The following is a 13,226-nucleotide window of genomic DNA, read 5'->3' as shown; positions in this document are numbered from 1 at the left end:
CCGGCGGCTGATCGATCAGGATGTGCTGCCGCCGCTGCGCCAGCACACGCCCGCCTCAATGTGCTGGCTGAATTGCCCATTGCGGCAATGGCTGCTCGTCTGCCACTGGCTGCCTATCGCTGAGCACCGGATTGAGCACGGGTACCGGCACGGTACTCCTGTTGCGCTGCGTGCCGTGCAGTACTGAACCATAACGCGCAAACGGCAACAGCAAGCCGGCCCAGTCGTTGTAATCGCGGATCACGGTGTCACTGGTTTCGATGTCGACGTCGTAACTGTATGCGGCGAGATCGCTCAGGTAGTTGCCGTTCCAGTCCGCATAGACATTGGCATAGGCACCACGCCCCAGCAGCTTGCTTTCCTGCAGCGCATTCTTGTCCAGCGGCATGCTGCCGCCATCCGAGTAATCGATGCGCATGTCCGGATCGCACGCGTCGTAACGCATGCCGCAACGGTCGCGGTACGGGCCAAAGCCCTTTAGCGCGTAATAGCGCTGCACTGCGTCGTCGCGCATCACGTCGTTGCCCACGCCCTGGATCTGGAACAGGTAGTTCATCACGCTGACGTAATTGGGCTTGTTGTTGATGCCGTCGTTGCCACCGTGAAACAGCCCGAGGTTGTGGCCCAGCTCGTGCATCAGCGTACCGGCCTGGAAATTGATCAGCATTTGTGTGCTGGTCGAATCAGCGGTGTTCAGGCCCCAGCCACCCAATGTCACGATGAAATCATTGCCCGGCATTTCGGCGCGCCCGGAGCTGCCGCCCCCGCCGTCCGTATTCTGCGAATTGCCGAATAGCGCATAGTGGAATGTCTGCCGGCGGCGCAGATCCATGAATTGCTTGCTGTCGAACAGCGATTTGCAGCTGTCGCTGCTGGCAGCGTCGAGACTGCTGCACAGCGAGAACGGAATCTGCCGCCCGCCACCCAGGTTGAAGTCGGCCGGATACACGTTCGGATTGAACAACGGCCCGACATCGAAGTGCACGGCAATGTTGTGGCTGGCAAATGCCGCCACCACCTTTTGCAGTGCTTCGCGGCGTGGCGTCACGGCCGGGTCACTACCCTGCATCCAGTCGATCTGGATGAACAGGTCGCGCTTGCCTTGCCGCGCGCCCAGCGCGTAGTAGTTGATACCGTTGTAGCTGCCGCCAGGCAGCTTGGCGTTATCGGGAATGCCGTCATCGTCCGAATCGATAGCCGTTGGCAGCACATCATTGGGGCCGCCGGGGGTGGAAAACGGGATCAGCTTCCAGTCTGCCGCGGAATGGGTATCGGGCTGCAGCGGGAACGGCCGCACCAGCGCCTTGCCGGTGCCGCTCTGCCCGGTCGGCAGATAGGGCACATTGCTGCCAGCCCATGCGGCTGGCGTATTGGGCGGCGTGGCTTCATCGCCAAAGCGGACGAAATCGATGGTGGTGCCGGCGCTGGACACCAGCTCGACAAAACCGCTGCTACCCCATTGCGGATAGCTGTACACATCATTGGCATACACCAGCTGCGCGCTGTTATAGGGCTGCGGGTCGGTGGTGGCGGCAATCACCAGGAAGCCCTGTGCAGGCACCACCGTGCCAGCCGGAATCACGAACTGGTTCAGCGGGCATGGTGGCAGGCAGTTGTAGCTGCTGCGGGTACGCACGCTGGCGCCCCCCAGCGGGTAGGCGGTATCGCCCCGGTTGTAGATTTCCAGCCATGCGCCATCGGCCGGGGCGTTGCTGGTGGCGATTTCGCTGATCACCAGCCCGGAAAAATCGGCCGGCGCTGGTGTAGGCACTACCGTCGGTTGCACCAGGCAATCGCTGGCGATCTGCCATGGGCCCCATTGCCCGGCATCGGCCGGGTTGTCGCCCTGCGTCCACCACTTGGCGATGTAGACGGTGCCATTGACGGTTACCCGCTGACCGGTGCCATATGCGGTGCCGGCCACCCATGCCGCCGCCTGGCAATTGCCCGGCGGCGCAGTGGGTACGGGTGGCGGTGTTGTCGGCACGCTGCTGGGAACCGGGGTGCCGGTGGGCGCCGGCGTGGCAATCGGGCGCGGCGTACTGGAAGGCAATGGCGTAGCGGGAGGCTGCGTAGGCAACGGGGTTACCGTTGGAATGGGCGTCGGGGCTGGCGGGGGCTGTGTCGGCACTACTGCGCTGCTGCATAGGCCCAGGTCTTGCCACAAGGTGGGCGTATCGCGCGGCGTCCAGCCGGCACCCACATAGGCGGTGTGATTCACCTTGGCCGAATAGTTATGGCCGAGGTAGGCTGCCAGCTGACCAATCGTATAGTTGGCCCCTTCCTGCCAGCCAGGCTGGCATGCAGGATCTGCTGCATGCGCCGGTGCCAGCAAGAAGCCCAGAACCGCTGCGGCGCAGCTGCCCTGCAGGCGGGATTTTGTAGATAGGATGTGCACGTGTAGCTCCAATAATGGGGCGTTTCATTTCACGTCTCCTTCCTCGTGGAATTTGTGCATTGCATCATTTTTTATGGGAATGTTGCTTAGTTTGAGTGTGCAATGCAACAAATAAATAAAAACCCTGATGTCTGTAGCCCAGCCCGTCCGCGCAACATGGTAAGCATCGATGATCGTGCAGCGCACTCGCCGTGCCGGATGGAAGAGGAAAGCAGCGCCCGGGCGGCGGGTTGGACCCCATGCCCCTGGCGCCTTTGTGCAACGGATGGTGCAGCTCGGGGATGAACTGCAGGCGTGCTTGCCCACCTCCGCCCAAGCCACTAGATTGGAACGGTATGGGCCGATAGCTCAGCCGGGAGAGCGCCGCGTTCGCAATGCGGAGGTCGGGAGTTCGATCCTCCTTCGGTCCACAATTCCCGTGCGCCCGACAGCTTCATCAGCCGTTTTCTGCAATCCGGCGCAAAGCACGCCGGCAATCATTGAATGGCAGCTTGGCTCAGCAGTTGATCACGCCTGCGTATCAGCATATCCGGATTGCTGCGATACGCCGACGGGCTATTGGCCAAGGCTGCCAGCGTGGCAAATTCCGCGGATGATAATTGCGATAGCGGCTTGCGGAAACGGGCCTGCGCCTCTGCAGAAAAACCGTCATGCCCCTCGCTCATGGTTCCGTTCGAAACGAGCAGCGCCATCCGGTCACGTTCGGATAAATGGAGCTGGCAAAGCCATCCCCATGCAATCAGCGAGGCATTCCAGCCCAAGCCACCCGGCGTAGGCACCCGCAGTTGATGCAGCAACGTACGGGCAAGGACGGCATCGCCGTTTCCGTTCATCGAAATGTGCAGCAAGCGGATGAATTCGGGCGAAAGCGCCCGCTCATCCGCGCTGGCCTGCGCCAGCAGTGCATCGATGACCGGGCGACGGCTCTGGAATTCCCGGACGTCATAGCGGATAAAGCACAGCAACAGTGCCAGCAACACGATGCCCAGGAATGCAGTGGATACTTTGGCAAAAAAACGCATGGACGAACGAATGCCTTGCAACATCAGCAGGAAGAACGCCATCGTAGCGCCGCAGGCCGGCTTATCCCAGCACTGGCCGTGCAGTGTCCGGCATGGCTACAGCAACGCCAGGCAGTCGCGCAGTACCATGGCCGAAGAACCGGCCACGCATTCCTGCGTACCAGGCCCGTGATACGCAGCCCCGCCGGCATGCAGGCTGGATCAGCAGACGGGTAAGCAGGGCTGCTTGTATTGCCACCCGCTGCCGGATGCAACAAAGCACCAATCACATCCACACACTGGCCTGCTAACATGCGCAGCGTTGATCCAGGCACCAGATCGATCTTCCTTCAACAGCATCCAGCGCACCCGGTACCTGCAATGCAAGACATCCCAGGCAAGATGGCAAAATTCCATGCACTGATCCCATGGCGCTGGCTGTTCGGCATCTGCCTGTGTTGCGTGCTGGTGCTGGCGTTGATCCCGTCGACAGCATCACCGTCCACCGGCTGGGATAAAAGCAACCATCTGCTGGCCTTTGCGGTGCTAACTTTTCTGGCACGGCGTGCCTGGCCGGGCCGCACCTGGCCGGTGTTGCTGGGGCTGGTGGCATTTGGCGGGCTGATCGAAATCTTGCAGGCTTTCACGCCAGACCGCTCTGCGGACTGGGATGACCTGCTGGCAGACAGCATCAGCATTGCCGCCATGTGGCTGATCGACATGGCTCTGATGCGCGCGCTGGCACTGCTGCGGAAATACCGGCCGGCCTGATGCACCAGCGCAGGGCTGGATATGCCTGCCCTGCCGACAAGCCCATTTAGCCCTTCCGCTCGCGTACAAGCCCGGGATTTCCCCAGCGTGCCGTGGCAGATTGCGCATGCCCTTGTCGTACAAGGGAAAATGCTTTTTTATATCAAAAATTCATATAAAACCAAGAATAAATAATTATTTCCCATTCATGATCGTCGGTAACCTTGTGAGCTCTGATTAGCAACGCTGCAGTGCACCCCATTGCAGCGCCCCACCTTCAGCCCTCACAAGGAGCTAGCCATGAAATTTTCCATTGCCCTCGCCATCGCTGCATTGGCCACCTCGCTACCTGCGCTGGCAGACCGCCTCGACGATATCCAGAAGGCCGGCGTGCTGCGTGTAGCCGCATTCGACAGCAACCCGCCGTTTGGCTTCCTGGATGGCAAAACCCGCCAGATCAGCGGCCTGGATGTTGACGTGGCACAAGCCATTGCCAAGAAAATCGGCGTGAAGCTGGAACTGGTGCCCACCAACCCGGCCAACCGCATTCCACTACTGGTGGCGGGCAAGGCCGACCTGGTGGCCGCCAATTTCACCGTCACCGATGAGCGCCGCAAGCAAGTTGATTTCAGCCTGCCGTACTTTGCCAGCGGCCAGCAGTTCATTGCACGCAAGGGCATCCTGAAAACGCCGGAGCAACTGGCCGGGCTGCGCGTAGGCGTGGACAAGGGCACCACACAGGAAATCCACCTGCGCGAGAAGTATCCGCAAACCACGCTGGTAGCCTACGACGACACCCCGCTGGCATTCACCGCGCTGCGTAACGGCAATGTGCAGGCGATCAGCCAGGATGGCTCCAAGCTCGTCGCCTTGCTGGCACAGGCGCCAGACAAGCAGAAGTACGAGCTGGCGCCGTTCACGCTCACGCGTGAATACCAGGCCATCGGCGTCCCCAAGGGCGAAACCCGCCTGGTGAGCTTGGTGAACGACACGCTGAAAGAGCTGGAAAAATCCGGCTCCGCCAAAACGATTTACGAGCGCTGGTTCGGCCCGGATACCAAGCAGCCACTGCCGCGCGATTTCAAGATCGGCGATCAATCCTAAGTTGTCTGTACCCGCAGCGCCGCTGGTGACCCCGGCGGCGCTGCATCTTTTGCCCGGCGGTTTATCCCTGCCGCCATCCGGAACGGAATCAAGCCATGCCCTCACCCCCTGCCTGGCTGGGCCATAGCTGGCTAGCCCCCCAATACCTGGGGTGGCTAGGCCAGGGCCTGCTGCTGACTGCGTGGCTGGCATTGCTGGTGTGCGTGCTCGGCACGCTGCTGGGCATTGTGCTCACCGCGCTGGCCGATAGCCAGCACAAGGCGCCGCGTTATGTGGCGCAACTCTTCCTCACTGCCCACCGCAACACCCCGCTGATGGTGCAACTGCTGCTGTGGTACTTCGGCATGCCCAGCCTGCTGCCGGAATCCGCATTGATGTGGCTGAATGCACCGCATGCATTGGCGCTGCCATTCGGCCTGCAACTGCCATGGCCATCGTTCGAGTTCCTGGCCGCCTTGCTGGCGCTGTCCTGCTATGGCGCCAGTTTCATTGCCGGTGAACTGGCTGCCGGCCTGAATGCCGTGCCGCGCGGGCAACGCGAAGCGGCCAAGGCGCTGGGCTTGACTGCGCTGCAGGCGTTTCGCTGGGTGATCCTGCCGCAAGCGCTGGTGATCGTGCGCCGGCCGCTGCTGGGACAATACACCGGCATCATCAAGAATACTTCGCTGACCATGGCCATCGGCGTGGCCGAGCTTTCCTACCGCTCGCGCCAGGTGGAAAGCCAGACACTGCTGACCTTCCAGGCGTTCGCCGTCGCCACCGTGCTGTACCTCGCGCTGATCCTGCTGTGGCAACTGGCCGGCAGGAGCCGTGAGCCCGCATGGCGGGGTGCGCGATGAATACGCAGCTGATTGCCGATAATATCGATTACCTGCTGATCGGCAACTGGGCCAATGGCCAGCCGGGCGGATTGGCGCTGACGCTCTTCCTGGCCGTGGCCGCTGGCAGCATTGCATCACTACTGGGCCTGGCTGGCGGCATCGCGCTGACCATGGGACAGCCCGGCTTGCGCCGCACGCTGGAGGCAGTGATCGCCGTGCTGCGCGCCATCCCGGTCATGATGCTGATTTTCTGGTGCTACTTCCTGCTGCCCATTTTGCTGGGCATCGATGTACCGGGCATCGCCACGGTGATTGCCGCGCTGGCACTCATCAGCGCCGCGTATCTGAGCCAGTCGGTATACGCCGGCATTGCGGCCATCGGCCACGGCCAGTGGGCGGCCGGGCAGGCATTGGGGCTGGGCCGCTGGCAGACACTGCGCTGGGTGATCCTGCCGCAGGCATTGCGCGTGATGTTGCCGTCCTTCATCAACCAGTGGATCACGCTGATCAAGGATACGTCGCTGGCGTATGTGGTGGGCGTGGCCGAGCTGACTTTCGTTGCCACGCAGGTTAACAACCGCGAGCAGATCTATCCGCTGGAAATCTTCGGCATGATCGGTCTCGCTTACTTCATCGTATGCAGCACGCTGGCGTGGCTGGGTAGCCGGCTGGCGCGGCGCTGGCAACCGGTTTGATCTGTGCCGCACCTACCCGCCGGCAGCACCGGCATGTTCGGCAGGTGGCAACGCCCGTATGATGTCGCGATTCATCAATTTGCCTGTTGATCTTGCCATGCGTCATCCGTTCCGCAGCCCGGCCTGGGCGTTTGTCCTGCTTGCACTGCTGCTGACCTGTGTGGGGCTGCAGCCCGCGCGGGCTGCCGGGCAGGAAGCCCAGCAGGTATTCCACCGCTACAAGGATGCGGTGGTGCAGATCCGCATCATCGACAAGCGCAGCGGCAACCGCGTGTCGCTGGGCACCGGCTTTGCCGTCGATGACCAGGGGCACGTGGTTTCCAACTTCCACGTGATCTCGGCAGTGGCGTATCACCCGGAATGGAACCGCATCGAAGCGGTCAGCGCTGGCGGCACGGTCACGCCGCTGGCGGTGGTCGGCTTCGATGTGGTGCACGATCTGTCGCTGCTGCGCAGCAAGACGCCGTTTGCCACGCATCTGGGCATCAACCTGGCGCAGCCGGAGAAAGGCACGCCGCTGTACGCATTCGGCATTCCGCTCGATCTGGATTTCACCATCGTGCAGGGACTGTACAACGGGTTGCTGGAAAAAAGCCTGCACGAGCAGATTCATTTCACCGGCGCCATCAACCCGGGCATGAGCGGCGGCCCTGCGGTGGATGAAGCCGGGCTGGTGGTCGGCGTGAACGTGGCCACCTCCGGCAATGGCGTGGGTTTTCTGGTGCCAGCCAAATTTGTCACCAGCCTGCTCAAGCAGAAACAGGGCGCGGCACTGACCACCGCAGCGCAGATGCTGGCGCTGATGAGCAAGCAGTTGCTGGCTGATCAGCAAGCCAACGTCACCCGGCTGCTGCAACAGCCGATCACCACCAGCGTGGTGGGCAATTACCAGACGCCCAAGGATTGGTCGGACCTCTTCAAATGCTGGGGCGGCGATGAGCACGGCAGCGACAAGCTGTTCATCAATGTGGGCATTGCCTGCAATGCGCAAAGCAGCATCTACCTGTCCGAAGATCACCAGACCGGCCAGATTGCGTACAGCAGGAGCTTCATCCAGAGCAAAGGCCTGAGCGACGGGCAGTTTGCGCGCCTGTATGGCCGCGCCTTGAGCAAGGATCCGGATTTGCCCGACGCCGCCAAGGATGACGTGGGCAATTTTGAATGCCAGAGCGGCTTTGTGAAGCAAAAAGATGGCTTGCCGCTCAAAACGGTGTTTTGCCTGCGCGCCTACCGCAAGTTGCCGGGCCTGTACGACATGGTGCTGAGCACCGCCACGCTGGACAACGAGCAAACCGGCCTGATCAACCGCCTGATACTGGGCGGCGTCAGCTACGACAACGCGGTGCGCATCAGCAAGAAATACTTGGGGGCCATCTCGTGGAAACACTGATCCTGGAGATCCTGGACAAACACGGCAAGCCGCTATCGCGCCAGCGCTTCACGCAATTCCCGGTGCGTATCGGGCGTGATTACAGCAATGACCTGATCCTGGACGACGAAGCCGTTTCGCCGCAGCACCTGGCCATCACGCTGAGTGAAGAAGGCCTGTGGCTGGTGGAGGACTTGCACAGTGAAAACGGCACCTATGCCGCAGGCAGCAAAGCCCGCTTGCAACAGGCGCCGCTCCCCACCGATAGCGTGCTGCACCTTGGCCATACCTGGCTGCAACTGCGCAGCGCAGCATCGCAAGTAGCGCCCACGGTGATGCAGGGCGGGCTTGCGTGGCGGCTCAACCGGCTGGTGGGCAACCTGTGGTTTGCACTGGGCGCATTGCTGCTGTTCGCCCTGTACATGATGTACAACGAATATCTGGGCCATGCAGACAAAGTACACGCCAGCGATTTCGTCGATCTGGGGCTGACCACGCTGCTTGCCGGGCTAGTCTGGGCAGCAGTATGGAGCCTGCTCAGCCGGTTGTTCAGCCAGCGCCACACTTTCCGTGAATACCTATCGTTTTTTGCACTGGGCATGTTTGCGCTCATTGCTGCCGGCTGGGTATCCGATGCCGCAACCTACATGTTTCCGGATCACCTGCTGGCCAGCTTGCTGGGCAATGGTTTCATCCTCGTGGTGGTGGCCGGCATCTGCTTCCTGCACCTGCGTTTCGCCACCCGGCTCAAGCGCTGGAAAATCCACGCCATCGTTGCTGCGCTGTGCGGCGTAGGCATCGCGCTGCAGGTCGTCAGCGCGTACACCGAGCAGCACAAGTTCAACGATGCGCTGCAGTTCGACAGCAGCATCGGCAACGTGCCCAACCAGATCCTGCCGTACCAGGATGTGGAACACTTTTTTGCCGATAGCCGGGCCACCCGGCAAGACGCGGACGAGAACGCCAAGCGGGATTGAGCGCCATGCAGACCCCTGGGCGGTATCAACGCATCGAGTACCTATCGCCGGAAAACACCTGATCACCCTGATTGCTGACCAGGTGTCTTCCACACATGGCAGTCAAGCCACCTCGGCCACGTTGCGTGTCACGAAGCGGTGCGCGGCCAGCACTTTTTCCAGCAGCCGCAGGCCATGATCGATTTCGACAGCGCTGCTATTCAATGCCGGCATGAAGCGCAGGCAGTGGCTGCGCGGCGCGTTGAGCAGAAAGCCGTGCCGCCTTGCGGTTTCCACCATCTCGACCGCATCATCCGCGCCCACTTCCAGCGCCCACAGCAAACCGCTGCCGCGCACCTCGCCCAGGCCGAAATTGCGGCTGAGTGTGCGCAAGCCTTGCGCCAGTTGTTCGCCACGCGCTGCCACATTGGCCAGAAACTCGGGGGTATCGAGCACCTGCATGACGGCCTCGCCCACCGCGCATACCAGCGGATTGGCGCAGAACGTGCCGCCCTGATCACCCGGCTGGAACACGCAGGCGTGGTGCTTGGCCAGCAGCGCGGAAATCGGTACGCCAGCACCCAAGCCTTTGCCCAGCGTCATGATGTCCGGCTCCACGCCGTAATGCTGGTAGGCAAACAGCGGGCCGGTACGCCCGCAACCGGTCTGCACCTCATCCAGGATCAGCAGCAGGCCGTGCAGGTCGCACAAGGCGCGCAGCCCCCGCATGAATGCCTTGCTGGCCGGGCGCACGCCGCCCTCGCCCTGCACCGGCTCCAGCATGATGGCAACGGTAGCCGGCCCGATCAGCGCCTCGACACTGGCAAGGTCATTGAACACCGCCTTGGGGAAACCCGGCACCTGCGGCGGGTAATAGATATCCCAGCCGGGCTTGCCGGTGGCGGACATGGTCGCGATGGTGCGGCCATGGTAACCATTGGCAAAGGTGATGATCTCGTGCGCGCCGCCGCGGTGCAGCCGGCCCCACTTGCGCGCCAGCTTGATGGCGCCCTCGTTGGCCTCCGCACCGGAGCTGGCAAAGAACACTTCATCGAACACGCTGGCCGCCACCAGCCGTGCCGCCAAGTCCATCGCCGGCCGGTTCAGGTAGGCGGGGCTGGGGTTGAGCAAGGTGGTGGCCTGCCGCGCCAAAGCCGCCGCTACCACATCGGGCGAGTGCCCCAGGCAGTTGACCGCCCAGCCCTGCACCCAGTCGAAATAGGCCAGGCCGATCTCGTCGTACAGCCAGGCGCCGCGCCCGCGTACGAACACCGTTTCCGGGCGGACGACAGTATTCATCAAAGCGTGCGATGGCTGGGATGGGTTCGACAGGTAAGGCATGGCAGTTCTCCGGGTAGCGGTGGGGGCGGTTTCTTGCAGGCAAAGAAAAAGGGCCACGGTGTGAACCGTGGCCCTTGTCTGTTCAAGCTGGCGGAATGGCTAACGCGGTGGCGTCAATCCAGTTTCCGGCCCAGCGCATGCTCCAGACAACGCGCCACGGCCGCTACGGGCTCGTGCGGCGGCGTTGGTGCGTCGGGAGGAGGCTGGGGTGATGTGCATGGGGTTGATATTGCAGGCAAAAAAATACTGCTGTCAACATGCGGCGCAAAACTGCATTGCGGAACGGCATGCAACACCCGGGTGCCCCGGCGATCGCCACACTAGGTTCCTGCACGCGGGACGCGTTATATTTCCGCTTTGGTCAACGCGCATCGCCCCGCTGCGTTGATCCGCTGACAAGCCGCGCACCTGATTGGAGACCCCCTTGTCGCAACGCATTCTCTTTGTCGAAGACGATCTTGAACTGGCCGACCTGATCGGCAGCTTTTTGCGCTCATTCGATTTCACCATCGACCACCGCGCGGACGGCAACAATGTTGTCGAATCGGTCAAGGAATCCCCGCCCGACCTCGTACTGCTGGACGTGATGCTGCCGGGCAAGGATGGCCTGACCATCTGCCGCGAGCTGCGCACCTTCTTCAGCGGCCCCATCGTGATCCTGACCTCGCTCAACAGCGACATGAACCAGATCCTGGGTTTCGAGATCGGCGCCAACGATTACGTGGTGAAGACCACACCGCCCGCGGTACTGCTGGCCCGCATCCGCGCGCACCTGCGCCAGACCACGCCATCGCCCACCAGCTCGCCGCAGGCCGCATCGCAGGCATCGCAAGTCAATTTCGGCCAGTTGCAGATCGACGTGCGCAACCGCACCGCCACCTATCGCAACGAGCCGTTGCATCTTTCCACCGGCGATTTCGACCTGCTGTGGGAGCTGGCACGCCATGCCGGGGACATCCTCAGCCGCGACCAGTTGCTGAAAACCCTGCGCGGCATCGAGTACGACGGGCTGGACCGCAGCATCGACGTGGCCATTTCCCGGTTGCGCAAGAAGCTGGGCGACGATCCCAACGAGCCACGCAAGATCAAGACCATCCGCCACAAGGGCTATCTGTTCGCCACCGATATCTGGTGGCAGGAATGAGCTGCCTGCTGGCGCGGCGGCAGGCGCGGCGCTGAGCCATGCGCCGCATCTTCCTGCGTTTCTACCTGACCGTCGTCATCTGTTTCCTGGTGTCGTCGCTGCTGATCGGTGCGCTGTACAAGCACATGATCGAACGCACCAACGAGCACTACCTGGCCGATATCTTCCAGACCACCATCAGCATCGTCGAATCCGAGCTGGGTGATCTGCCGCAATCGCTGTGGCATGACGAAATCTCGCGCTTGCGCGCCAAGCTGCCGGTGCCGGTGCAGATCGAAGCCATCGATGCCTACACGCTCAACCCCACCAACAAGCAGGCGCTGGCGGATGGCGACATCATCCTGCTGGAAGACCAGGGCATCTACCTGCACCGCATCCCCGATGCCGAGCTGATGGTGGCACTGGGGCCGGTGCCCTACCTGGAGCGCATCGACAACCTGTCGTGGCCGGACTGGATTGCGCTGTTCCTGATGTGTGCGGCGCTGGGCCTGCCCACCTGGCTATGGCTGCGGCCGTTCTGGCGTGATTTGCTGGTGCTGATCAAGCAAAGCCGCCGCTTTGGCGCCGGTGATTTCGGCACGCGCATCTCACTGGATGAAGATTCGCCATTGGGGCCACTGGGCGCCACCTTCAACCGCATGGCGCACGATGTGGAAGAACTCTCCAGCAGCCGCCAGGCAATGATCGATGCGATTTCGCACGATGTCCGCACCCCTTTGGCACGCCTGCGCTACCGGCTGGAAGCGCTGAAAGCCGGTGCCCCCAACGAGGTGCAGGTGGCAGGCATAGAGCGTGACCTGAACGCCATCGACCAGTTGATCGAGGAATGGCTGACGCTGCGCCGGCTGGAGCACCAGCGCTATGCAATGGAAATGCAGCCGCTGGAAATCGTGCCGTGGCTGGAACGCCAGTTGAGCGAGCTGGCCACTGGCGGCGAGCCGATCACGCTCAACGACATCACGCCGGTGAAAGCGCCGTGGCTGGAGGCAGACAGTTATTACCTGTCCCGCGCACTGGGCAACCTGGTCAGCAATGCACGGCGCTACGGCAAGGGCCGCGTGGATGTGACGCTGGATTGGCGCGATGGCTGGGTGCGCATTCTGGTGGACGACGATGGCCCGGGCATCCCGCTCACTGCACGCGCCCGGCTGCTGCAGCCGTTCGAGCGGCTGGAAGGCAGCCGTAACGTCGCCACTGGTGGCTACGGCCTGGGGCTGACCATTGCCGGCATGGTGATGCACGGCCACGGCGGCGAGCTGCGTATCGACGATGCACCCGGCGGCGGCGCCCGGGTGATCCTGACCTGGCCATCGCCGCTCAAGGACGTGAACAAGCTGGTGTGATCCACGGCACGGGCCGCATGCCGGCGCCACCGCAAACGATGCATTCCGTACACCCCGTTACACTGTGCTACCAAGCACGCATCGACCGCTGCAGCGCAGCACACAATAATCCGCCTCAACACGGTTTTGTGTTTTGAGGATAAATGACATGAAAAAGCTTTTCGCTGTTCTGGTCGCTGGCGTTTTCGCCATTTCCGCTGCTGCAGGTTTCGCTGCTGACGCATCGTCCGCTTCCGCTGTGAAGCCGGTAAAGGTTCAGAAGCATAGCCACAAGAAGGCATCTGCGGCTTCCGCCACCAAGGCA

Annotated in this window: 11 protein-coding genes and 1 tRNA gene; 9 read left to right on the top strand and 3 right to left on the bottom strand. The window is 62.1% G+C overall.

Annotated features, from left to right (window positions below):
- Positions 1-55 precede the first annotated feature (55 nt).
- On the bottom strand, positions 56-2,398 hold the full coding sequence (locus IGB42_RS16075; RefSeq protein WP_159673501.1) for a carbohydrate-binding protein: 2,343 nt from the start codon (positions 2,396-2,398) through the stop codon (positions 56-58).
- Positions 2,399-2,735: 337 nt separating this feature from the next.
- On the opposite strand from IGB42_RS16075, the gene IGB42_RS16070 reads away from it, so the two are divergent.
- Positions 2,736-2,808: transfer RNA gene (locus IGB42_RS16070), tRNA-Ala, on the top strand.
- 66 nt (positions 2,809-2,874) lie between these two features.
- Here the strand turns inward: IGB42_RS16070 and IGB42_RS16065 are convergent.
- Positions 2,875-3,420, bottom strand: a complete 546-nt coding sequence (locus IGB42_RS16065; protein ID WP_201799972.1) for a transglycosylase domain-containing protein — start codon at positions 3,418-3,420, stop codon at positions 2,875-2,877.
- Between the two features lie 360 nt (positions 3,421-3,780).
- Between IGB42_RS16065 and IGB42_RS16060 the strand changes: the two genes are divergently transcribed.
- From IGB42_RS16060 to IGB42_RS16035, 6 genes are all read left to right on the top strand, one after another.
- Entirely contained in the window at positions 3,781-4,170 is a 390-nt protein-coding gene (locus IGB42_RS16060) for a VanZ family protein (RefSeq protein ID WP_201799971.1), read from the top strand.
- A 279-nt stretch (positions 4,171-4,449) separates the two neighbouring features.
- A complete protein-coding gene (locus IGB42_RS16055) occupies positions 4,450-5,253 on the top strand; it encodes an ABC transporter substrate-binding protein (RefSeq protein ID WP_159673497.1) in 804 nt (267 codons plus the stop codon).
- A 95-nt stretch (positions 5,254-5,348) separates the two neighbouring features.
- Positions 5,349-6,092 (top strand): amino acid ABC transporter permease, encoded by a 744-nt coding sequence (locus IGB42_RS16050; protein WP_159673495.1) that lies wholly within the window; start codon positions 5,349-5,351, stop codon positions 6,090-6,092.
- Positions 6,089-6,769, top strand: coding sequence for an amino acid ABC transporter permease (locus IGB42_RS16045; protein WP_159673493.1), 681 nt, complete (start codon positions 6,089-6,091; stop codon positions 6,767-6,769). Before IGB42_RS16050 ends, IGB42_RS16045 begins: the two co-directional genes overlap by 4 nt.
- Before the next feature lie 97 nt (positions 6,770-6,866).
- Positions 6,867-8,159: a S1C family serine protease gene (locus tag IGB42_RS16040; protein WP_159673491.1), complete on the top strand. Its 1,293-nt coding sequence runs from the start codon at positions 6,867-6,869 to the stop codon at positions 8,157-8,159.
- Positions 8,147-9,115 carry an FHA domain-containing protein gene (locus tag IGB42_RS16035; protein WP_159673489.1) on the top strand — a complete coding sequence of 323 codons (969 nt, stop codon included), beginning with the start codon at positions 8,147-8,149 and terminating at the stop codon, positions 9,113-9,115. The genes IGB42_RS16040 and IGB42_RS16035 overlap by 13 nt, the downstream gene beginning before the upstream one ends.
- 102 nt (positions 9,116-9,217) lie before the next feature.
- Here the strand turns inward: IGB42_RS16035 and IGB42_RS16030 are convergent, their stop codons facing one another.
- On the bottom strand, positions 9,218-10,435 hold the full coding sequence (locus tag IGB42_RS16030) for an acetylornithine transaminase (protein WP_159673487.1): 1,218 nt from the start codon (positions 10,433-10,435) through the stop codon (positions 9,218-9,220).
- Positions 10,436-10,859: 424 nt separating this feature from the next.
- Here IGB42_RS16030 and rstA point away from each other — a divergent pair, with 424 nt between their 5' ends.
- Together rstA and IGB42_RS16020 are read left to right on the top strand one after the other, a co-directional pair.
- Positions 10,860-11,579 (top strand): two-component system response regulator RstA, encoded by a 720-nt coding sequence (gene rstA / locus IGB42_RS16025; RefSeq protein WP_159673485.1) that lies wholly within the window; start codon positions 10,860-10,862, stop codon positions 11,577-11,579.
- A gap of 38 nt (positions 11,580-11,617) precedes the next feature.
- The gene (locus IGB42_RS16020; protein ID WP_159673483.1) at positions 11,618-12,922 is read left to right on the top strand and encodes an ATP-binding protein; all 1,305 of its coding nucleotides are present in this window, start codon (positions 11,618-11,620) and stop codon (positions 12,920-12,922) included.
- Positions 12,923-13,226: the final 304 nt, after the last annotated feature.

Origin of the sequence: Andreprevotia sp. IGB-42 (assembly GCF_009848685.1) — a bacterium.
In the GTDB taxonomy this organism is placed as follows: Bacteria; Pseudomonadota; Gammaproteobacteria; order Burkholderiales; family Chitinibacteraceae; genus Andreprevotia.
The sequence above is the reverse complement of the archived record's forward strand: the minus strand, read 5'-3'. Positions and strand labels throughout refer to the sequence as shown.

Excerpts from the sequence above, each read along its gene's own strand:
- IGB42_RS16050 (WP_159673495.1), top strand. The coding sequence starts at position 5,349 with ATGCCCTCACCCCCTGCCTGGCTGGGCCATAGCTGGCTAGCCCCCCAA.
- IGB42_RS16030 (WP_159673487.1), bottom strand. The coding sequence starts at position 10,435 with ATGCCTTACCTGTCGAACCCATCCCAGCCATCGCACGCTTTGATGAAT.
- IGB42_RS16065 (WP_201799972.1), bottom strand. The coding sequence starts at position 3,420 with ATGCGTTTTTTTGCCAAAGTATCCACTGCATTCCTGGGCATCGTGTTG.
- IGB42_RS16055 (WP_159673497.1), top strand. The coding sequence starts at position 4,450 with ATGAAATTTTCCATTGCCCTCGCCATCGCTGCATTGGCCACCTCGCTA.
- IGB42_RS16020 (WP_159673483.1), top strand. The coding sequence starts at position 11,618 with ATGCGCCGCATCTTCCTGCGTTTCTACCTGACCGTCGTCATCTGTTTC.
- IGB42_RS16045 (WP_159673493.1), top strand. The coding sequence starts at position 6,089 with ATGAATACGCAGCTGATTGCCGATAATATCGATTACCTGCTGATCGGC.
- IGB42_RS16060 (WP_201799971.1), top strand. The coding sequence starts at position 3,781 with ATGCAAGACATCCCAGGCAAGATGGCAAAATTCCATGCACTGATCCCA.
- IGB42_RS16040 (WP_159673491.1), top strand. The coding sequence starts at position 6,867 with ATGCGTCATCCGTTCCGCAGCCCGGCCTGGGCGTTTGTCCTGCTTGCA.